The following is a 20,393-nucleotide window of genomic DNA, read 5'->3' on the forward strand; positions in this document are numbered from 1 at the left end:
ACCGCCCGGCGGCAGGTCGGGTGCGGGCAACGCCCTCACCGCGGGGCCGAAGTCAGCACCGTCCCACCTGCCGCCAGGCACGCCAGAGCACACCGGATCCAGCGGTACTTGACCGCGAGGATGAGCCCGAGGGCGCAGAACTGCTCCAGCATCCAGCGGCCGGGGTCGCGGCCCGCGGTAAGGACCGAAGCCGTCAGCCGGTCGGGGCCCGCGGTGCCGTCGAGTGCGGTCACCGTCGGGTCGGCCCCGGCCCCGCCGGGCCGCGGGCGCCGGGGTGGTCCCGGTGCGGGGCAGGATCACCAGGATCAGCATCGCGATCCCGGCCGGCCACACCGCGGCACCCGCCATGCCGACCGGGCCGGAGACCAGCCGCCCGTGCCCGGCCGACACGACGAGCGCGGGCACGGCGACGGCGCCCGACAGCAGGATCGAGGCCTTGGCGGCCGGGATGCGCGATTACGCGGCGGCACACGACTGGCTGACCATCGTGCAACTGCCCTCGTATGCAACCGACTTGAACCTGGTCGAGGGCGTCTGGTCGCTGTTACGACGCGGCCCGCTGGCCAACACCGCCTTCACCGACGACGAGCACCTGGAACGCACCCTCCGCCGGGGGCTGCGTCACATTCAGCTCCGCCCCGACCTGATCGACGGCTGCCTTGCCGGCACCGGACTCACGATCACACATCGGCCGACAACAATCCGAAGAGCTCAGTAGGTTCACCGGTTCGGACCCCGTCCTCGTGGCCCCTGTCGTGCCCCGGAGCGCCCTTGGAGTACGCGGAATCCCCAGTGGCCGGCATGCATCCAGGAGAGAGAGGCGGACCAGCCACCGTGAGCGATCTGCCGATGCCCGCCGCTGTCCGGAGTTGAGGGGCCACCGGAATGAGAAGTCGAACGTTCCGCAACTCGAGCCACCCGCTCCGAGTCAGGGGCCGGCGTGCCGCTCCAGCAGGGACCGGACACTGAAGGGCTGTACCTCGAGCAGGACGATGGTGGTGTTGGACCGGACAACCCCAGGCGCTTCCAGCAACAGGTTCGTGATGCGGTGCAGGTCTTCGGTGTCACGGGCGACAACGCGGGCGAGCAGGTCGCCGTCGCCGGTGGTGACGAGCAACTCGACCACCTCGGGAATGCGCAGGATCGCCTCGCGGGTGGGATGTCCCACGCGCTGGCTGATCGACATCGTGATGAGGGCCAGCAGCGGATAGCCGAGACCCGCGGGTGCCACGCGCCGACTGTGCTCCCTCAGCTGACCGCTTTCTTCAAGCCGCTTCAGACGCGCCTGCACGGTGTTGCGGGCCAGACCGAGTCGGTCGGCCAAGGCCACCGTCGTGGCCCGTGGGTCCGCGTCGAGCGCCAGGAGGATCCGGGCGTCGAGAGCGTCGACGTTTCGCATGGTGCTCAGTATGGCACAGCATGGACGTACGACATTGAGCATTCTGCTCATGCATCTTGCAACATATTGCGCATTCCGATGCACCTTTCTAGGTTGCCGCTATGCAAAAAGCGCAATGCGATAACACGTCAACGAACAGGGTGCCCCGCGTCGACCGCCGGGTATGGGGTGATGAGGACGAGATCGTGGCGGCCGCCATGGACTACGCGAGCCGACGCATCTTGCAGGCTCCGGATCCGGTGGCTGGGGCCCGCTCCGCCGCCGACCTCGCTCTCGCGACCGGTACGGCCATCACTCCCTGGGGAATCGGCGGCGCTGCGGCCCTCGCTCTGTTCGACCGAGTCCTGGCACCTGCCACCCGCGCCCAGAACGGATCGATGAACCTCGCGTACATCCCTGCGGCTCCCACTCGTGCCGCACTCGCCTTCGATGCGGTGACCGGCGCGGCGAACATCTTCGCGGGCACCTGGGAGTCGGGAGCCGGTGCCATCCACGCCGAGAACGAGGCGTTGACCTGGCTCACCCAGCTGCTCGGGTGGCCCAGCCCCGCAGCAGGATGCTTCGTCAGCGGCGGCACCATGGGCAATCTCTCGGCTCTCATCACGGCCCGCGCCGCTGCCGCCACATCCCGGCCCCGGCCGACGGACGGCTGGAAGATGGTGTGTGCCGACAGCGCCCACTCCTCCATCAGGTCCGCGGCACAAGCAATGGACGTCGAGGTCGTCACCGCGCCCGTGGACCAGCGGGGACACCTCACCGGAGCTGCCGTGAACACGGTCCTGGACTCCACGACCGGTGTGTTCGCCGTGGTGGCGACCGCCGGGACCACCAATGCCGGTCTGATCGACGACCTCGATGACATCGCCGACGCGTGCGAACGGCACAACGTGTGGCTGCACGTCGACGGTGCCTACGGCGGAGCAGGCCTGGCGGCACCCAGCGTGCGGCACCTCTACACAGGCATCGAACGCGCCGACAGCTTCATCGTCGATCCTCACAAGTGGCTCTTCGCGCCTTACGACTGCTGCGCACTGCTCTACCGGGATCCCGCAGCGGCACGCGCGGCGCACAGTCAGTCGGCGCACTATCTCGACGCAATCGACCGCGACGTCCACAATCCGGCGGACCTGGCCCTCCACCTCAGCCGCCGTGCCCGCGGTCTGCCGTTCTGGTTCAGCCTGGCCGTCCACGGAACCGATCGGTACTCGCGTGCCGTGGAACAGACACTGTCCACCAGCCGACTGGTCGCCGATGCCATACGCGCCAGTGACCATCTACGCATCATGATCGATCCCGAGCTGTCCGTCGTTCTCTTCGAGCGCCCTGGGTGGGGCCCTCAGGACTACGCGTCATGGTCCGCCGGAGCCGCCGAAGCAGGCACCATGCTGTGCGTGCCGACCCAGTGGAACGGCGCAACGGTTCTCCGCATGGCCTTCGTCAACCCAGACACCCGTGCCGACGACGTCATCGACACGCTCCGCACGCTCCGCTAGCGGTGGTTTGTTGACGCCTTCACCCCACGGCTTGCTCCCGCAAGAATCCGCCGTTGACAAACCACCGCTGACCAGGGCGTACCACCCAGGTGGGGCAGGCGGCCGGAGGTGGGTTCGCTCGCCTTCGTGCGGGCCTCGATGGCCTCGATCACCGACACGGCCGAGGTGCTCGATCCGGTCCTGGACGTGCACCTGAAGGGCGCCTTCTTCGTGACGCGACCGGTCTGGGCCGCCATGCGGGAGCAGGGGTACGGCCGTGTGGTCAACACGATCTCAGCGGCGGGCCTGCTCGGCACCGCCAACAAGAGCAACTACGGGCGGCCAAGGCAGGGCTGATCGGCCTCACCCGCACCCTGGCACCGGAAGGGGCCGCACACAGCATCAAGGTCGACGCGGTCGCCCCGATCGCGCTCACCCGCATGCTCACCCAGTCTCGGACGAAGCCCGATCCACCCCGAGCAGCCGCCAGGGAGGAAACCGAGCGGAGGGCCGAGCAACAGGCGGGGCCGGTGGCGGGAGCAATGACCGTGGACCGGATGAGAACCTTCGTCGACCGACTCGATCCCGCGCTGGTCGCGCCGGTCGTGGCCTATCTCGCCCACGAGGACTGTCCCGTCTCTGGGGAGATGTACACGGTGGGCGAGGGCCATGTCGCGTGCTTCTTCATCGGGAGGACGAGGGGCTACTTCAACCCGACGCTGTCGATGGAGGACGTGCGGGACCACTTCGCCGCGATCCGCGACGAGACGGAGTACACGGTTCCGAGGGATCCAGGTGAGGAGATCGCGCGACTGTTCAAGGTCATCGGCGGGCGGTCGGGGCACTCCTGACGGTGTACCCGGATCCCCGGGCCCGGCAACTGCCGCGAGCCGGCAGCTGATATGGAGGGCCTGGGTGTCAGGGGCCGTGCTGTTTCCGGCTCGGTACCCGAGTACCGGGCCGGGTCCTCATGCTGTGGGCCGGTGGGAGACGGCGGATGCAGGGCGAGTGGTGCTGCGCTCGCGGCGTGGCACCGATCGCGCAGGGATGTTTCCCGAGATCGTGACGGCAACTGCGGTGCGGGCAGGCCACTGGGGGCTCTGCCGCCGGTGGGCGAAGTGCACGGCGGATTCCTGCGGCTGCTCGCCGCGCGGCCGGGGGAGCGCCTCGCTGCCCTCTGCGCCGGGCGGCGTCCACCGCGGCCACACCCGTACGATTCGCATCCGCCGACCGCCGAACGGATCGCCCTGCTCGAAGAACTCTCTGCCGACGAGTGGGCCGACGAGGCGGCCGACGCACCGACTGCGTTCACCCTGCTGTTCGACCCGGACCGCGTCTTCGCCGCGCTGGAGGCGCGCACGCTGCCGCACGAGGCAACGCAGCAGCGGCGCATGAGCTGGGACGACCTCGTCACGGCCCGCGCGGTCCTCGATGCCGAGGGCTGGTCCCGCCCGCTGCGACTCGCCGTCGCCAGAGCGCTCCGTTCCGAGGCGCAAGGCGCCGGCGCGACGGTGCGCGCGCGCCGGGGCACCCCGGAGGAGAAAGAGGACGCCAAGTTGCCCGGTCTGGAGGAGGTACTCGACGCATTCGACCGCGGCCTGCTGTGGATGGCGGTCGCCGACCGCATACCAAAGCCCCCGCAAGCGACACGGCTGGTTGGGCCGTCGGCCCGCAACTTCATCCGGCCCAGGGTCTTCGACGGGCTCGCGGGCATGGTCCGTCTACGCCTCTCCGAGGCCGGACACGCCGCCCCCGACATCGCGTGGTCCGGGGTTCCCGGACTCGCCCTGCCCGAGGAGTGGGAAAAGTCCATGGACGACGCCCTCGACGCAGCCGTCGCCGACACGCCGGACACCGGCCCCTGCGCGTTCTGCTCGCCGGCAGCGACCGCGTATCCGCATAGCCGCCGCTCGCCCCTACGATCCCCGCCTCACCCAGGCAGACGTGGCCAGCGGAGGTGGTAGGCGGGTCGCCGAACCTCCGCTGCCGTAGACACGACGCGTGCGGAACGGCACGAGGGTTTGCCGCCCCATCGCCTGATCGAGGACCGGCGGCTGGTGCAGATGGAGACCCTCGACCTGCAGGACGCCGTTACTGGTCGGCTTCTCGAATGGCACAGGTGAGGTCGCCGGGCACGTGTCCGCCTACGGCTCGGCCCGGGTCGCCAAGGTCGCCTTCCTGGCCTCGCTGGAGCCCTGCGTGCTCAGGAGCGGCGACAACCCGGACGGGGTCGCCCCGAAGGAGTTCTTCGACGGCGTGGTCGCGGCCGTGACGGCGGACCGTTACGCGTACTTCACGGCCTTCTACGAGGCCTTCTACAACCTCGACGAGAACCTCGGCACCAGGATCAGCGAGGAAGCGGTCCGCAACAGCTGGAACGTCGCCGCGGGCGGCGGCATTTTCGCCGCCGCCGCGCCGGTCGACCTGGTACACCGACTCCTCGCGGACATCCCTGCCATCGACGTGCCGACCCTGATCCTGCACGGTACGGGCGACCGCATCCTGCCCGTCGAGAGCACCGCGAGGCCCTTCCACAAGGCGCTCCCCTCCGCCGGCTACGTGGAGATGGAGGGCGCCCCGCACGGACTGCTGTGGACCCACACGGAGGAGGTCAACACCGCGCTCCTCGCCTTCCTGGGGAAGTGCCCCGCGTCTCAGGGCTCCCGTCGGCCTGCTGACTACGCGACGCCGCTCGCCGCTACACCGGCCGCAGGACATGGGCATCCCGGCTGAGAACACCGCGCTCGCCGGGAAGCTGAGCCGCTGCCCCAACGAGCCGATCACGGTCACGCTCGCTCGATAACGGAGGCGCACGCCGGCGGTATGGGGGGCGTGGGCCACACGGAGGTGAAAGCCCCGGCTGGACGAGGGAGACCAGCCGGGGCCGTGGGTGGTGGCCTGCGGAGGACGGTGGCCTCTCGGCGGAATGCTCGACAGGACTTCAGCCGAACGCCCGCCCCCATGGGAAAAGGGCGAGGTCCGGGGACACCGTCCCCTCCTCAGCCACGTATGGATGAACGATGAACTACCCGCGCCTGTCCCGCTGTTGGCGCCGCGCGGCGGGTGAGTTGAGGCACGCCGCCGTTTTCGTGATCGGCCGTGGCATGCCGGCTGATCAGCGCGTGCGGCGATGCCTCCGACGTGCAGCCGCTGGCTACCCGATGTTCGGCGCTGGGGCGTCGCTGCCGTCACACCTTCTCGTGACATGTGCTTTCCCGGTGCTTGCGGTGCCCGCCACCAACGGGCAGTCGGCCCCTTGCCCCGGCCCGATGGTCGGCACGGGAATTCCTCACCTCACGAAGCGGGTAGCTTGGCGGCGGCCCTGCTTTTGCCCATCGCTGCCCGGATGCGAGCCCCTGCAGAAACGACATCCCTGGTGCTGGACGGCGCGAGACGGATCTGTTGCCGGCGTCACCGACGTGACCAGCTTCATACCTCAGCGCCTGACAAGATCGCCCTTCGGGGCAGGTCGGAATGAGGCAGATGGCAAGATATGAGCCACCTGCCCCGCGCGCTGTGACGCGTAGGGTGGTGTAGACGTGGCAAGGGAGAACATCGTGTTGGCCGAAGCCTTGAAGGGTGTTCCCCGGATACCCGGCGTCGGAGCTGAGGCTCGGCATGGCGGGTAGCCACAGCACCCTGCGCCCATACGAACCTGGTGGGTCCCTGGTGGGCCGGGAGACGGAGATCGCCCGCCTCCTGGAGATCGTCGAAGGCCGTGTCGAACCGCGGATGCTGCTCCTGCTCGGCGAGGCCGGCACGGGCAAGTCGCGGCTTCTGGCGGTCGCCGGTGACCATGCGCGGGACAGCGGAACGCTCGTCCTGGCGTCCCAGGGCATCGAGGCCGAGTCGCGGCAGTCCTTTGCCGCCCTGCACCAGTTGCTCCTGCCCGTGCTGCCCGACGCCGCCTCCCTGCCCGACCATCTGCGCAAGGCGCTCGAGACGGCGTTCGGCATCGCTCCCGCCGAGGGGCCGCCCGAGCCCATGCTGCTGCGTGTGGCCGTCCTGACGCTGCTGAGCGATGTCTCGGACCGGCAGCGCGTCCTGCTGGCCCTCGACGATGTCCAGCACTTCGACCGGGACTCCCTCGACGTGCTGGGTTTCGTGATGCGCCGCGTCACGGCACAGGACGTGCCGGTGCTGCTGACCGCACGCGGGCAGACGGCCCCCGCCGGGGTTCCGGCCGACCTGCCCACCGTGCTGTTGGGGCCGCTGACCGAACAGGCCGCGGCCGAACTCGTGGACGCCCAGCCGCACGCACCCACCGGCCGGACGCGGAGCGAACTACTGCGGCAGGCCGGTGGGAACCCGCTGGCCATCATCGAACTGTGCCGCGCGCCCGGAGCGGGCGGCACGGGTCTGCTGCCCGGCGGAGGACTGCCGCAGACGGAGCGCATCCAGGAGCTGTACGCCGCGCGGCTGCGCGGTCTGCCGGAAGTGGCGCAGCGGCTGATCCTGTACGCCGCGGCGTCGCAGTACGAGGACCTCGCCACGATCATGGCGGCCGCGGGCGTCGGCCCGGACCTCTCGGCCTGGGCTTCGGCCGAGGAGGCCGGCCTCGTGGCCATCTTCGACGGGCGGGTGCTCTTCCGCCATCCGCTGGCACGCACGGGTTCCTATCACGCGGCGTCGGCCTACCTCCGGCAACAGGCGCACCGGGATCTTGCGGCCGCCCTCGCGGCCGACCCGGCCCGGCGCGCCTGGCACCTGGCCGCCGCGTGCTTCAGCCACGACGAGTCCGTGGCGGCGGCTCTGGAGGACACCGCCGAACTCGCCGAGCGGCGCGGCGGCTTCTACGCGGCGGCCCAGGCGCTGCAGCGGTCCGCCGAGTGCAGCCCCGCGACCGCCGACCGGGCGCGCCGGTACGTGAAGGCGCTGCACGCCGCCACCACCGCCGCCGACCCCTCATGGGTCAGCGAGTTGTACGACAAGGTCACCGCGCTGACCGAGGACCGGGACCTGCTGGGCATGGCGGCCTGTGGCGCGGGCATGGCCCTGTCGTTGTTCGGTTACCAGCGCCAGGGGTTCCGGGTGCTGATGAGCGCGTTGGAGCCGGATCCCCCCAGGTCCGGCATGACGGTGTTCGCTCTGGCCAGCGTGCTCGGGGCAGTCGCGTACCAGTCGGGCCTGCCTGAGGTCGGGCGCCCGGTCGCCGGCCTGGTGGACGAGGCTGGGGCCAGGAACCGCGACACGCCCTTCTCCGAACTGGCGACGAGTGACAGCTGGGCCGCCGTGCGGGCCGTGACCTTGGCTGCGGCCGACCCGACCGGCGCTACCGAGTTGTTGCGGGGCATCCGTCGCCGGGCGGGCGCGCCGGAGCCGGCGACCAGCGTCGCGGAGATGACCCGGGCCCTCGGGATCGGCGGGGTGGCCTGGTACGCCGACGAGTCCGACCTGTGCGTGGAGACCTTCCGCCAGGTGTACGCCCTGCTCAGCGCGTACGGTGCCATGGGACCTGCCGTGCCCACGCTCTCAGCGATGGCCGCGGCACTCATCGACACCGGCCGGTGGGCGGAGGCCGACGAGCATCTGGAGAGGACTGCGGCGCTGGCGGCGGTGCACAAGCTGAGGCACGTGCAGATCGACGTCGAGGCGCTGCGGGCGACCCTGCGGGCCTTGCGCGGTGAGAGTGCCGGCATGACGGCGGACCCGGCCTGGACGGCGGTCGGCCTGGAGGAGAACCGCGCCACTCACGCACGCATCCTCCGGGCCGCCGGTACAGCTGCCGGGGCGGCCGGTGATTTCGACGGCGCGTTCCGGCAGTTCCGGTCGCTGTTCGGTGAGGACGGCAGGCCTGTGCACTACTTCCTGTCACCGCGATCGGTCGCCGACCTTGCCGCGGCCGCCCAGCGGACGGGCCGACAGGGGGAGGCGGCGCACATTCTCGCGGCGGTGCGCGACGCGATGGGGCCGCAGCCGACGAGCCGGATGATGCTGCTGATGCATCACGCCGCCGCGCTGACCGGCGACCCGAAGGACGCCGAACACCACTTCCGTCTCGCCACGGTGAACCCCGTGGGCGATCAGTGGCCACTGGCCCGGGCACAGGCGAGACTCCACTACGCGCAGTGGCTGCGAAGACGGCGGCGCCCCCTGGAGGCCCGCGCGCTCCTTGCCTCCGCGCTCGAGTCGTTCACCCGGCTCGGAGCCGCCACCCTGGCCGAGGAATCCCGCGCCGAGCTACGGGCGAGCGGCGTGGCCACCGCCCCCGCCCAGGCCGACCCGCTGGCGGAACTCACCGCTCAGCAGCGCCAGATCGTACGGCTGGCGGCCCGGGGGCTGCGTAACCGGGAGATCGCGGAGCGGCTGATGCTCTCCCCGCGCACGGTCAGCTCGCACCTCTACAACGTGTATCCGAAGCTGGGTGTCAGCAGCCGCAACCAGCTCCGCGATCTGTTCGACGATCTGTGAGCCCCCACGGCGAGTCACCGCAGACGATACGGTGGCCATCCAGCGGACGATCGCGCGCGGCGATGGACGGAACGTGAGTCGTTCGAGTTCCGAGCCCGTGAGCGGGCGAGACGAGCCAGAATAGCCTGCCGTCGTCCTCGACCCGCTTGTGCAACGGCTCGTGGACGCCTCTGCCGGACCGCCCTACCTGCACCAGCTGGGCCCGGCCGACGGACGGCAGGCACTGCTGGAGATCCAAGGCCACATGCTCGACGACTTCGGCCTGGACGCAGAGTTCCGGGTCGCCCCGGTGGGTCCCAGCGGGCTCGTCGGCTTCTGGTTGTTCCGGCCTGCACGGCTGACGGGCCCGCTCCCCGTGGTCGTGTACCTGCATGGCGGCCGGTGGATGCCGGGTGACGCCAGGACTCACGCGCGCACGATCGGCGAGCTGGCGGCCGGGAGTGGTGCCGCCTTCGTGGTGCCCGAGTACACCCGTACCCCGGAGGCCCGTCACCCGGTCGCGCTGGAGGAGTCGTACGCGGTCCTGACCTCGGTGGTGGAGGAGGCCGACACCCTGGATCCGGACGGCCGCAAGCCGGCGCTGGCCGGCGACTGCGGCGGCGCGACCATGGCCACGACGCTCACCAGCATGGCCAAGCAGCGTGGGGGCCCCGGATCCGTGCACAGCCGCTGTACTACCCGGTGACCGACCCGTACTCCGCCACCCCGTCGCGGGATCAGTTCGATTCCGGCTACCTCCTGACGGGTGAGGCTCTGGACTGGTACTGGCACCAGTACACCGACGACGCGTGCGAGCTCGCCGAGCCCGCGGCCTCGCCGCTGCGGGCCACCACGGCAGACCTCGCGGGACTTCCTCCCCGCCCTGATGGTGACGGCGGCGGCGGACGTCGTACGGGACGAGGGTGACCAGTACGCCCGCATGCTGCGGCAGGCCGGCGTCCCGGTAATCGCCGTCCGCTACCTGTACCTGGGGACGGTGCACGACTTCGTGTCCCTGAATTCTCTCCGGGACAGCCCGCCGACGCTGGCGGCGATCCGGCAGGGTGGCCACTTCCTCAGGGACGCTCTCGCCGACCGGCGCTGACCGACCGGTTCGACGCGACGGTGGATGAGACACGTTCGGCGTTCCTGACAGCGAGCGCATGCTGTGGGAGGAGCTGAAGAAGACCCAGGAACGGATGGCCGAGCTGATCGCGGAGAACAAGCGCCAGAAGGCCGAGATCGACATGTTCGCCCGGGTGGTGAACGTTCTGACCGTTGAGAACGACCAGCTCAAGAGGAAGCTGGGCGATCAGCAGGCTCCGGTGGTGCGGTTGCATCCGGCCCCCGAGTAGCTGCACAGACGTGTCCTGTCCTGCCCGCGAAGTGGGCAGGACAGAACGACCGGGCATGCCTCAGGCGGCGACGCCGAGTTCCGTGCGGGTGCGGTGGATGAACTCACGGACGGCTGGCTCGCGCCGCCAGGGGGGCGAGGGCCGCGTTGAACTCGGCGACGTAGTCCTTGGCGCGGGTGGACTGGACGCGGGCGAGGATGTCGACGGACCGGTTGCCGAGTTCGAGGCCATGGCCGAGGGCGCGGGCCTGGAGATGGGCGGTCCCACGATGGCGAGGCGCATGCCGACGGAGCGCGTGAACACCCCGGGCGGCATGGCAGCGGCCTGTTGGTTCCAACCGAGGGCGTCCTTGGGGTTCTTCAGGTCGCGGAAGACCCTCGCGTGATCGACGGCCGCGGCACCCTCAACGCGGACGGCTGGCGCGAGGCCGGATGGACCCACCGCGCCCTCGGACGCCCCTGAACTCGCGGTTCAGCCCAGCTCGGCGCGTCGACCTGACCGGTCGAGGCCGACGCGCCTGGCTGGGTAGACGCCGGGGGCGCTTGATGCTCCCGAGCGCCTCCCACAACGGCTGTCCCTCCTGGCTCCACAGCTCCAAGCAGTGACGGTCCATCAGCCGAATCCCATACCGCTCGGCCCAGGCCACGGCAGGCCCGCTGAATCGGCCGTTGGTGACGACAACGGCAAACTGGGCACCATGGACCGGCGCCGCAGTCCCGTTGACCTGCTGGAGCACGCCGACTCCCGTGGCCTTTCCGGCCCAGCCATCGCGCCGGTGTTTGCACTGGATGACCCAGACCCGGCCATCGGCATCCACGGCGCGCACATCACAGGCATCGTCACCCGCACCACCGACCCGCTCGGCCGTGAATCCGTCCCGCCGCATCAGATCACGTATTGCGTATTCGAAGGCCCGGGGGTCTGACTCGTCCAGTTCGGACAGCTGCATCCGCAGCCCTTGAGCCCGACGCTCTTCCCACCTCCGCCTCTGCTCTGCCGCCGCCCCGAAGACGACCACGAGCATCAGCCCTGCCTGCGGCAGGACGGCATAGATCCCCCAGTGATCATTCAGCCAGGCGCCCAGCCAGACGAAGAACCCGATGAACCCCGCGCCTGCGATGACCGCTCCTACGGCGAGCGCAGCGAACTGCAGCTTCTCGCGCCTGTCCAGCAGACGCTCGCGCTCGTCCTCGCTCACGTCATCAGGGGACACCCTCAACGCCGCCCACACGTCCGCAAGGTGTCCACGCACCTTGGCGAGCCTGCCGCTCAGCTCCGCCCGCGCCCTGACTGGCACTCCCTCTTCAACCATGCGATCCCCTCAGCCAGTTGATGTCCCCGCACAACGGCTTAGTGGACCACACCGCACTGACAGAGCAGCCGGGTTCTGGATAGGCGTGACCCGGCCCTCGTGAGCTCGGACCGGCCTCGGCGGGGAACCGGTGAGCGCAACCAGCACCCGTGCTCCCCCGGGGTGTTCCAACCTCACGGGCATGAGCATGCGCAGTGGAGAGCTGGAACCCCGACCGGCCAACGAGGTCCTGACGTAGCCTCACGAGGCGGCTCTGCAGGGGCTGCGGGCCTTTGAGGCGCTGATCCTCGACACCCTGGCCCAGTCCGGGCTCCCGACCGACGGCATCCTGGTCGGGCTGGAGGAACGCCATGCCCTGATGGAGAGCAGCGGCTTCGCGCTCCGGCGGCTGCCCGCTGAGAAGCGCAGACAGGCCACCCACATCTCCAAGATGATCACCGCGGGGTCCGGGTCGGTCTCTTCGATGCCGCGTTGAATTACCTCTGGGACGAGACCGTCCTTGAACTGCGCAAGCGCGTCGTGAACTTCGACCTCCAGTACTTCTATGAGGTTGCCGAGAAGAACGACAACAAGCGCAAGGAGCTCAAGGACGAGGAGGACCTGCCCAAACTCGACGACCAGAAGCTGCTCACCGGCTGTCGCGAGATCGGCGTGATCAGCGACATCGGGTTCCAGGAACTCGACCTCTCAACGACTGACCCCCGCACGCACCCCAGCCGAGCCAGTCCGTGCGGCCGACGAGAGCCCGGGGCTCGCCAGCTCACCCGGTGGCCGAAGTCCTTCTTCTTCGCCCGCACTGCGAGTCCACGCGTCATCGACGGCCGCGGCACGCTCAATGCGGGCACCTGGCGCGAGGCCGGCTGGACCGCCCGAGCTCTGGGACGCCCCCTGGGCCACTTTCGCCGCCACGCCCCCTTGCTGGCGAAGCAGCTGGTCAGGGGCCTGCGGCAGCTCGACTCACGGGAGTGAAGGGGCTGAAGGGGCTGAATTTCTGGCAAGTCGCCACAGAACTACCTGGCCAACCGCTCCTGGGCGCCGCAGAGCGAAACGTCAGCGCGTCGCTGCACTCTTTGGCCGCTTCGCCCCTGACACTGCTGCCGTGTCTCTGCAACAGCCCCAGGCCTCTCCCGCGGGGGTAGCCACCGCCCCCCCAGCACGAGCCCGACCTTGACGGACACCTGACTTCAGACGAACGAGCGGCAGCTCAGGTCCTGTCAGCCCACATCGCGCACATGGCTCCGAAGCATATGGCCAGGCGACTGCGGCGTCTTCGTGAGCACTTCCCCGACCGGCCGAAGCGCACCTGGGAGATGAAGACGTGGCTGGTCACGCTGCCCGATAAGCGGCTGAGACTCTATGCCGAACTCTCGGCATTCGAAGCCGCCTTGCTCGCCATGCCGCCGGCCCGCGACTGCCTGACGAACTGGCAGACCGCAGCACTCGCTGCCGACATCTGCCCCGGCCGGTTTCCGGCCCCCACCGATCAGATCGCGGGCGAGCTCCTCGCTCTGCGAGCAAAGGCGCGTGAGCGCCTCCGCGCTGAGAACCGCAGCCGCCCCGTCAAGATCACGGTCCCGGAACCAACGTCCCCGGCAGAACCCAGACGAGGCCGCCGGACCGCAGCGAGGCCCGCCACCACTCTCTCGCCCCCGGCGCAGTAGTCGCGACCCGAGAACGGTGAGGTGCCTCGGCTACCGCATCGGTCACGCCGATACCTTCCCGCTCGGGTTCCGTGGGCGGGTGTCGACATTCGCTGTGTCTCTCTCAGCGGACGAGCACGCCCTGATCGAGCATGCAGCCGAACTCGACGCTCCCGGCAGAGTTGCTGTCGCTCAATAGGGGGCGGCCGCCTGAATCTTTCCAACCACCTTCTCCAGGTTCACCAGGAGGAACTCGACCCTCCTCTGAGGCTTCACCCAGGACCCGGCGCTGCCAAGATTCTTGCCGCCTGTCTGCTTCAGTGCGGCCGCTTTGCTCTTGGGGCTCTCATGGGCGGCGAAGTTGCGCAGGGTTACCAGCAGGTTGATGGGATCTCGGTGCTGCGGGCCCTTCACAACCCGATAGAGGTAGTGCTCCGTCCGACGAGCTCCTTGATCACTCTGACGAGGCCGCTTTGCCCGCCCTCGAAGTCGAAGTAGCCGCCCCCGGTGACCAAGTACTCACAGACCTCGTCATTCAGATGTCGGGGGAAGGCAACCCCAGTTGTCTCGCTGGTTGTTGACGTGTCGTTATTGATGGCGGTGACCAGGCAGTCCAGCATGAGCTTCTCGAACGCCACCGCCGTCTTGATGAGCGCTGCCTCATACACCCAGGTCACCGCCTGGTCCGTCAGCTTGGCCTCCTCCGCCTCAACGACGAAGTTCCAAATGCGCTGAGACGCTTGCATGAACATGTCTGCTGCGAGCTTCCCGCTCTTCTTCCTGGGCACGGCAGGACGCTAATCATCCTCAGAGAGGTCCGCATCCTGTTTCCCGTCGTGGACAACGGACGCATGCGAACCCCGACGATGCGGATGATTGTGACCTTCAGTGAAGATCCGACTGGACCTCGGTCAGTCGATGCCTTCGACGATGCGGAAGTCGCGCTCGACGCCGTCGGAGAGGGCGACCAGCGCTTCCTGGTAGGCCGCACTCTCGCGTGCCGCGACGGCCTGCTCGAAGCTGTCGAACTCGACCAGGACGGTGCGCTCGGCGATTCCGCCGTCATGCGCCACGACCCGGCCGCCACGGGCGAAGGTTCGACCGCCCCCGGCCTTGACGGCCGGAGCGGCCAGCTTGTTGTAGGCAGCCAGCTTCTCAGGGTCTGAAATGGTGCGGTAGACGCTGACCCAGTAGCCCTTGGGCATGGAACCTCCAGTGTTGGGATGAGTGCATCTGACTTACGGGTTGGTCTCGGACGAGCGTCGGCGGGCGAGAGCGAGGCTTGTCAGCGTCGTGATCGCCATGGCGCCGATGCCGACCAGCGCCGCGGTGGTGTAGGCGTTGTCGTCGGGGAAGAGGTGGCCGGGGCCGGTGCCCGCTGCGAGGATCAGGCCGCCGATGGCGCTGCCCAGGGAGTACCCGACGCTGCGGACGACGTAGTTGAAGCTCATGGCGCTCGACGTCTCGCTCTTGGGGGTGACGGCCAGGATGACGCCGGGCATCGCGGCCGAGAAGCCGCCGACGCCGAAGCCGAGCACGCCCATCGCCGCGAACAGTTCGGCCAGGTCCGACCGGGCCGCCGCGAACAGGGCGAACCCGCCGCCGACCACGACGGCGCTGCCGGCCAGGAGCAGGGGGTCGGCGATCCGCGTCCGGACCCGCGGCGTGAGCTTGCCGGCGACGAACCCCAGCACCGAGAACGGGATGAGGACCAGCCCGGCGACGAAGGTCGTCAGCCCGAAGCCGTAGCCGGCGCCGTGCGGCGTCTGCGCGTACCGGGTGATGAGCGTGAGCAGGAGGTACATGCCGATCCCGCCGACGAACATGGCGAGGTTCGCCCCGGCGACCGCCGGGTGCCGCACCGCCCGCACATCGACCAGGGGCGTCGTGCTGCGCAGCTCGATGACGGCCCAGACGCAGAGCAGCACCACCGCGACGACGGCGAGGCCCGCCGCCACGGCGAGGTGCCGGCTCCACAGATTCCGTTCGCCGGCGAGGAACAGCACCAGGAGCAGCGCAGCGGCCAGGACGACCGCGCCTGCCACGTCCACGTGGGCGGAGCGGCCTTCGGGGGCTTCGGGCATGGAGCGCCACGCGGTCAGGAGGGCGGCGGCGGTGACGACCAGGCCGAGGCCGTAGGCGGCCCGTACCCCGCCGAGCTCGGCGAGCAGTGCGGCCAGCGGGTAGCCGACGCCGGCCCCGATGATCGAGACCACCGAGATCAGGGCGATCACGGCCGCGCTGCGCTCCTCGGGGAGGTGGTCCCGGGCCACGCCCATCATCAGCGCCGTCAGCCCGAGCCCGACGCCCTGGGCCGCCCTGCCGGCCAGCAGCCACGCGAACGGCAGCGGCAGCACGGTGAGCGCGCTGCCGGCGACGACGACCGCCAGCGTGGCGAGGATCGTGGCCCGCCGGTGCGGGCCGGCTCCGAGCCGGCCCAGGACCGGCGTGGCGACGGCGCCGCTGAGCAGCGCGACGGTCAGCGTCCACTGCGCGCTGCCGAGCGAGACGTGGAACGAGGTCGCCACGCTGGTGATGAGCGGCGTCCCGAGGCTGGCGACCGCCGCCACGACCAGAGCGATGAACATCAGGGCGGGGACCAGCAGCCGCGCCTCGGAACGCGCCACCGGGGACGCCTTCACCGCCTCCCCGCCGACCGGCTGCCCGGTCACTGCTTCGGCCCTTCGCGGTCCTGGCTTTCGAGCTCTGCCAGATGCTTCAGCGCCGGAAGGGCCGCCACCAGCGCCTCGACCTCGTCGCCGGTGAGCTCGCCGATCAACCGCTCGAACGCGTGGACGCCCGCCTGGCGCCGCGTCCGGACATAGGAGGCGCCGGCCTCGGTCAGGCACACCAGCGTGACCCGCTTGTCGGACGCGTCGCCCCGCCGCTCGACCAGGCCGGACTCCTCCATCACCCGGACCAGGGCGGTCATCGCGGGCTGGGTGACGCCCTCGACCGCGGCCAGATCGGTGATGCGTCGCGGGCCGGTCCGGTCCAGGGTGGCCAGGGTGGCGGCGGACGTCAGGCTCATGTCCCGGGGCAGGCGTCTCGCGGCCCTGGTGGCCAGGTCGTAGAGGGCTGCCCCGATGGCGGCGGACGCGCCAGGGGCGGTGTCTTGACGACTCACGCTCGAAGCATAGCATTTTTATATTCATAGTTTATGGAAATGGCTGGCGCGGGCGCGCGCCGGCCGTCACGCCCGCCGCGATGGAAGTGCTCAGGTCTGATCCGGACCTGAGGTTCGAACTTGCCATCGACACTGTTTTGGTGGCGTTGCCCAAGTTCCGTGAGCGTCTGGCTGACGGACGTTGGCAGTCGACCCGTAGCCGACTGTCGACCTACTTCGTCGGCGCGCTGGTTCTTGACTTCCCGAACATCTACAGGAGTTGGCTCGCAAGGTGGTCCAGGTCGGCGGCGGAAGAGCCCCTGGACCTTCTCGGGGCATTCGACATCGAGAGTCCTCAGCGCGGTCCTGAATCAACGGTGGAAGCCCGAGATGAGGTGGTCCGGCTCATCGGAACCCTACCGACGAACGTTCGGAAGGGCGTTGCCCTGATGGGCTTTGGCTACACGATCTCGGAGGCGGCACAGCTCGTCGGCATCAGCGCAAAGGCCTTCGAGTCACGGCTTGGGCGAGTGCGACGCAGGGTGGCCGAGACGCACGGCCAACGGCCGAGGCTTTAGCGGTCGGGATCGTTCGAGCCTGTTTCGACTGGAGAGACCGCCTTCTGCGGCCCATGAAGGCTGGCACCGCGGTCTCGGGCTATGGGTGTCATCAACTACCAAGAGTCACGTCCAGTGCGAGCTGGGGCTGGGCATCTGGAAGGCCCAACGCAACACTCGCAGACTTGACAGGGAAGGGGACCTGTCCGTGCTGCCGCCGGAGATGGACCGTCAACATACTGATGCGTGCTGAGCAGGCTGCTTGCGAGGGTGAAGGACTTAAAGGCCGCCTTCGACGGCACGTCCCGCACAGCAAGAGGGCAGCATGTTCACCGTCTCCCCGGTTCTTGAGGCGGCCGCGCAGGCCTTCGCCGACGCGACCGCGCACCCTCCGTTCCTGTATGACCTGGGCCCGGTCGAGGGGCAAAAGGTCATGGACGGTGTCCAGGAGGGCGACGTCCCGGCGCCGGAAGCGGACGTGGAGGATCTGACGATCGCGGGCGGCCCGTCGGGCAAGGTCTCGATCCGCGTCTTCCGCTTGGCCGGTGCCCAGGGCCCCCAGCCCGTGGTCCTGTATCTCCACGGCGCCGCCTGGGTCTTCGCCCATACCCACAGTGACCGGCTCGTGCGCGAGCTCACCGTACGCGTGCACGCCGCGACGGTCTTCGTCCACCACAGCCTCTCGCCCGAAGCGAAGTACCTCACGGCCCTTGAAGAGACCTGCGCCGCGCCGCTGTGGATCTCGAAGGAGGGAGCCGCCCACGGGCTCGACCCGGACCGCGTCGCGGTGGTGGGCGATTCGGTCGGCGGCAACATGGCTGCGGCCACCACGCTCCTGGCCGAGCAGCGTTGCGGCCCCAGGCTCGCGGCGCAGCTGCTGTACCACCCCGTCACCGACGCGCGTTTCGACACCGTTTCCCACGATCAGTTCGCGAGCGGCTACTACCTCAGCAGCGACGGGATGAAGTGGTTCTGGGACCAGTTGCACGACCCATCCGGCCGAGCGCGCAGATCACGCCTCCCCACTGCGGGCGCGCCTGGACGAACTGGGCGGGCTGCCACAGGCGCTGGTCATCGTGGCCGAGGCGGACGTTCTGCGCGAAGGGCGAAGCGTATGCAGCCAAGCTGCGCACCACAGGCGTGCCGACCGCGGCCGGGCGCTATGAGGGCGTCATCCATGACTTCGTCATCCTCAACGCGATGAGGGACACCTGCGCCGCCAAGGCCGCGACCCAGCCGGGCGGCGAATTCCTCTACGACGCGCTGCACTCCTGCTGTCCGGGCTGACGTCCGTCATCGGGAATATCTCGGCGACGACGCCGAAGCGGAATAGTCCACTCGCGCAAATACTACGAGAGGGTTGGATTCATCATGACCGAGTTGACGATGACACGCATGCCGAAAACCACTGTCAAGCAACAATTCGCCCGCTCTTTGGAAACTGATTCCGCGCTCATCGACGTGCTCTCCAAGCTTCCGTATAAGGGCGCCTCGGAATTTCTTTATCTGGGAATGTGTGTACGTGGAGCAGCCGCGATCTCCCATAACGGGACGGTGGTTTCCCTGGAGCCCGGAGACCTGTTTTTCTGCGACCCCGACCGGCCTTACCTCGGGCAGTCCGGCGGTGAACGCCAGGTGACGGTCTTCCGCGTGTCCAGGCGCCATCTCGGTGTATCGGAGTCGGACCTGCGCCGCATCGTGGGGGTTCCGGTGCGGCATGGTGAAGGCGTGGGCGCGCTGGTCTCGGTCATTCTCTCCTGGCTCGCTGTCGAGGAGGAGCTCCACAGGTCGAGGATCGGAGATCGGCTCGCTCGCACTGCGGTGGACATCCTCGCCGTGCTCGTCATGGAACTCCTTGCAGAGGAGACCAGACTGGAGACAACCGGCGTATCGGATATCGGAGCCGAGACCCTGGCACGGATCCGGGCGTTCATCGAAGAGCACCTGATGGATCCGGACCTGTCACCGCAGTCGATCGCGGTTGCGCACCATATCTCTGTCCGGTACCTGCACAAGCTATTCCAGAACGACGGCACCACGGTGAGCCAGTGGGTGCGGCAGCGTAGACTCGATTTCTGCCGGAAGGATCTGGGCCGGACGTCATACCGACGGCTGACCGTGGCTGCCGTGGCACAGCGCTGGGGTTTCCGCAGCGCGTCGCATTTCAGCCGGGTGTTCCGCGACGCCTATGGTATGTCCCCACGTGAATGGCAGTCATGCGCGTAGTCGACTTGGGCTCGTCGATCACCAGGGCGAAGATCCTCGACGTTGGCGCGGTCGTCCAGGAGCCGCCCGAGGCCGTTGGGGACATCGCGGGCGCCGGGCCGTTCAGGACCCGGCGTGTCGTCCTGGGGAGAGGGTGTCGGGCCGCAAGCGGGGACTGGCGACTGGCCGTAGACGTTCTGGGACTGATCACCGGCGTCGTCGTGCTGGCTGCCTCCGTCCACGACAACACCGCCGGTACCACCCTGCTCGACCAGGCTGCCGAACGGTGTGGGATGCGCCTGGAGAAGGCTCTGGTGGACCAAGGCTTCAAGGACGAGGTCATCATCCACGGGGCGCTGATGGACATCGACGTCGAGGTCGTCCGCCGCAACCCCGAAGACCAGGGCAAAGGGTTCGTCCCGCAGCCCAAGCGGTGGGTGGTCGAGCAGGTCAACGGAACATTGATGTTGCATCGCCGCCTGGCCCGCGAGAAGGGCCACCGCCCCGACACCTCCGCCTCACGCGTCCACTGGGCTTCCGTCGCGAACATGACTCGCCGCCTCACCACACCCGCTCTCACCTGGCGCGACACCCTCGGGCTGGCCGCGTGAACGTCATCGAGCTCCTGGCAGACCTCCAGGCCCAGCACGACGAGACCACGGCCCGGGCCGGCGAACTACGCGACCAGATCGAGCACTTGACCGCTGCCCTCGCCGAGACCGAAGCGCGACTCGCGGACCTGGCCACCACCCGGAAGGTCATCGCTCACGGCGCACTGGCGGAAGGGATACCGCCCCCGATGCGCTGCCGCCCGGTCGGTGATGTTCTCGGCGAACTGCGACACCGTCACCAGCGCGAGCTGGCCTGGTGATCAGCCCGACCACCCTTTGGCTTCGAACGCCTCGGCGAACTCCCTGGAGTGGCCCCGCTGAAAGGGCTCACTGGTTCGATCGCCAT

20 protein-coding genes and 5 pseudogenes are annotated in these 20,393 nt (G+C 69.1%); 16 read left to right on the plus strand and 9 right to left on the minus strand.

Annotated features, from left to right (window positions below):
• Positions 1-35: 35 nt before the first annotated feature.
• The gene (locus tag OG289_RS48710) at positions 36-233 is read right to left on the minus strand and encodes a Pycsar system effector family protein (protein ID WP_327320427.1); all 198 of its coding nucleotides are present in this window, start codon (positions 231-233) and stop codon (positions 36-38) included.
• Positions 234-439: 206 nt separating this feature from the next.
• Between OG289_RS48710 and OG289_RS49980 the strand changes: the two are divergent.
• Positions 440-718 (plus strand): annotated as a pseudogene (locus OG289_RS49980) (IS630 family transposase); the annotation flags it as partial.
• Between the two features lie 210 nt (positions 719-928).
• Here the strand turns inward: OG289_RS49980 and OG289_RS48720 are convergent.
• Positions 929-1,399 carry an Lrp/AsnC family transcriptional regulator gene (locus OG289_RS48720; RefSeq protein ID WP_327320429.1) on the minus strand — a complete coding sequence of 157 codons (471 nt, stop codon included), beginning with the start codon at positions 1,397-1,399 and terminating at the stop codon, positions 929-931.
• 140 nt (positions 1,400-1,539) lie between these two features.
• Between OG289_RS48720 and OG289_RS48725 the strand changes: the two genes are divergently transcribed.
• The 9 genes and pseudogenes from OG289_RS48725 (at position 1,540) to OG289_RS48765 (ending at position 10,616) form a co-directional block, all read left to right on the plus strand.
• The gene (locus OG289_RS48725; protein WP_327320430.1) at positions 1,540-2,892 is read left to right on the plus strand and encodes a pyridoxal phosphate-dependent decarboxylase family protein; all 1,353 of its coding nucleotides are present in this window, start codon (positions 1,540-1,542) and stop codon (positions 2,890-2,892) included.
• A gap of 108 nt (positions 2,893-3,000) precedes the next feature.
• Positions 3,001-3,228 carry an SDR family NAD(P)-dependent oxidoreductase gene (locus OG289_RS48730; RefSeq protein ID WP_327320431.1) on the plus strand — a complete coding sequence of 76 codons (228 nt, stop codon included), beginning with the start codon at positions 3,001-3,003 and terminating at the stop codon, positions 3,226-3,228.
• A 185-nt stretch (positions 3,229-3,413) separates the two neighbouring features.
• On the plus strand, positions 3,414-3,722 hold the full coding sequence (locus tag OG289_RS48735) for a hypothetical protein (protein WP_327320432.1): 309 nt from the start codon (positions 3,414-3,416) through the stop codon (positions 3,720-3,722).
• 258 nt (positions 3,723-3,980) lie between these two features.
• Positions 3,981-4,835, plus strand: coding sequence for a hypothetical protein (locus OG289_RS48740; RefSeq protein WP_327320433.1), 855 nt, complete (start codon positions 3,981-3,983; stop codon positions 4,833-4,835).
• 99 nt (positions 4,836-4,934) lie between these two features.
• A pseudogene (locus OG289_RS48745) lies at positions 4,935-5,514 on the plus strand (alpha/beta fold hydrolase); the annotation flags it as partial.
• A gap of 1,026 nt (positions 5,515-6,540) precedes the next feature.
• Entirely contained in the window at positions 6,541-9,282 is a 2,742-nt protein-coding gene (locus tag OG289_RS48750) for a helix-turn-helix transcriptional regulator (RefSeq protein ID WP_327320434.1), read from the plus strand.
• A 244-nt stretch (positions 9,283-9,526) separates the two neighbouring features.
• Positions 9,527-10,035, plus strand: a pseudogene (locus OG289_RS48755) (alpha/beta hydrolase); the annotation flags it as partial.
• Entirely contained in the window at positions 10,028-10,366 is a 339-nt protein-coding gene (locus OG289_RS48760; RefSeq protein WP_327320435.1) for an alpha/beta hydrolase, read from the plus strand. The pseudogene OG289_RS48755 and the gene OG289_RS48760, both read left to right, overlap by 8 nt.
• Before the next feature lie 58 nt (positions 10,367-10,424).
• Complete coding sequence (locus OG289_RS48765) at positions 10,425-10,616, plus strand: hypothetical protein (RefSeq protein ID WP_327320436.1); 192 nt, start codon at positions 10,425-10,427, stop codon at positions 10,614-10,616.
• A gap of 103 nt (positions 10,617-10,719) precedes the next feature.
• On the opposite strand, the gene OG289_RS48770 is transcribed toward OG289_RS48765, so the two are convergent.
• Both OG289_RS48770 and OG289_RS48775 read right to left on the minus strand, forming a co-directional pair.
• Positions 10,720-10,953 carry a hypothetical protein gene (locus tag OG289_RS48770; RefSeq protein ID WP_327320437.1) on the minus strand — a complete coding sequence of 78 codons (234 nt, stop codon included), beginning with the start codon at positions 10,951-10,953 and terminating at the stop codon, positions 10,720-10,722.
• Positions 10,954-11,019: 66 nt separating this feature from the next.
• Positions 11,020-11,814, minus strand: a complete 795-nt coding sequence (locus OG289_RS48775; RefSeq protein WP_327320438.1) for a restriction endonuclease — start codon at positions 11,812-11,814, stop codon at positions 11,020-11,022.
• A gap of 585 nt (positions 11,815-12,399) precedes the next feature.
• Between OG289_RS48775 and OG289_RS48780 the strand changes: the two genes are divergently transcribed.
• Complete coding sequence (locus OG289_RS48780; protein WP_327320440.1) at positions 12,400-12,897, plus strand: hypothetical protein; 498 nt, start codon at positions 12,400-12,402, stop codon at positions 12,895-12,897.
• A gap of 863 nt (positions 12,898-13,760) precedes the next feature.
• Here OG289_RS48780 and OG289_RS48785 read toward each other — a convergent pair.
• The 5 genes from OG289_RS48785 to OG289_RS48805 all read right to left on the minus strand — a co-directional run bounded on the left by OG289_RS48785 (position 13,761) and on the right by OG289_RS48805 (position 16,599).
• Positions 13,761-13,982, minus strand: coding sequence for a hypothetical protein (locus tag OG289_RS48785; RefSeq protein WP_327320441.1), 222 nt, complete (start codon positions 13,980-13,982; stop codon positions 13,761-13,763).
• Positions 13,979-14,356 (minus strand): hypothetical protein, encoded by a 378-nt coding sequence (locus OG289_RS48790; RefSeq protein ID WP_327320442.1) that lies wholly within the window; start codon positions 14,354-14,356, stop codon positions 13,979-13,981. Before OG289_RS48790 ends, OG289_RS48785 begins: the two co-directional genes overlap by 4 nt.
• 123 nt (positions 14,357-14,479) lie before the next feature.
• Positions 14,480-14,773 carry a DUF1330 domain-containing protein gene (locus OG289_RS48795; protein ID WP_327320443.1) on the minus strand — a complete coding sequence of 98 codons (294 nt, stop codon included), beginning with the start codon at positions 14,771-14,773 and terminating at the stop codon, positions 14,480-14,482.
• Positions 14,774-14,806: 33 nt separating this feature from the next.
• Positions 14,807-16,240 (minus strand): MFS transporter, encoded by a 1,434-nt coding sequence (locus tag OG289_RS48800; protein WP_327320444.1) that lies wholly within the window; start codon positions 16,238-16,240, stop codon positions 14,807-14,809.
• Positions 16,237-16,599: a MarR family winged helix-turn-helix transcriptional regulator gene (locus tag OG289_RS48805; protein WP_014173936.1), complete on the minus strand. Its 363-nt coding sequence runs from the start codon at positions 16,597-16,599 to the stop codon at positions 16,237-16,239. The genes OG289_RS48800 and OG289_RS48805 overlap by 4 nt, the downstream gene beginning before the upstream one ends.
• Positions 16,600-16,775: 176 nt before the next feature.
• Between OG289_RS48805 and OG289_RS48810 the strand changes: the two genes are divergently transcribed.
• The 5 genes and pseudogenes from OG289_RS48810 to OG289_RS48830 all read left to right on the plus strand — a co-directional run bounded on the left by OG289_RS48810 (position 16,776) and on the right by OG289_RS48830 (position 20,307).
• Positions 16,776-17,252, plus strand: coding sequence for an RNA polymerase sigma factor (locus tag OG289_RS48810; RefSeq protein WP_327320445.1), 477 nt, complete (start codon positions 16,776-16,778; stop codon positions 17,250-17,252).
• Positions 17,253-17,556: 304 nt separating this feature from the next.
• Positions 17,557-18,518: pseudogene (locus OG289_RS48815) on the plus strand (alpha/beta hydrolase).
• Between the two features lie 84 nt (positions 18,519-18,602).
• Positions 18,603-19,457 (plus strand): helix-turn-helix domain-containing protein, encoded by an 855-nt coding sequence (locus OG289_RS48820; RefSeq protein WP_327320446.1) that lies wholly within the window; start codon positions 18,603-18,605, stop codon positions 19,455-19,457.
• A gap of 161 nt (positions 19,458-19,618) precedes the next feature.
• A pseudogene (locus tag OG289_RS48825) lies at positions 19,619-20,047 on the plus strand (transposase); the annotation flags it as partial.
• Positions 20,044-20,307 (plus strand): hypothetical protein, encoded by a 264-nt coding sequence (locus OG289_RS48830; protein ID WP_327320447.1) that lies wholly within the window; start codon positions 20,044-20,046, stop codon positions 20,305-20,307. The pseudogene OG289_RS48825 and the gene OG289_RS48830, both read left to right, overlap by 4 nt.
• The last annotated feature ends 86 nt before the right edge of the window (positions 20,308-20,393 follow it).

The organism is Streptomyces sp. NBC_01235 (assembly GCF_035989285.1).
Lineage (GTDB): Bacteria > Actinomycetota > Actinomycetes > Streptomycetales > Streptomycetaceae > Streptomyces.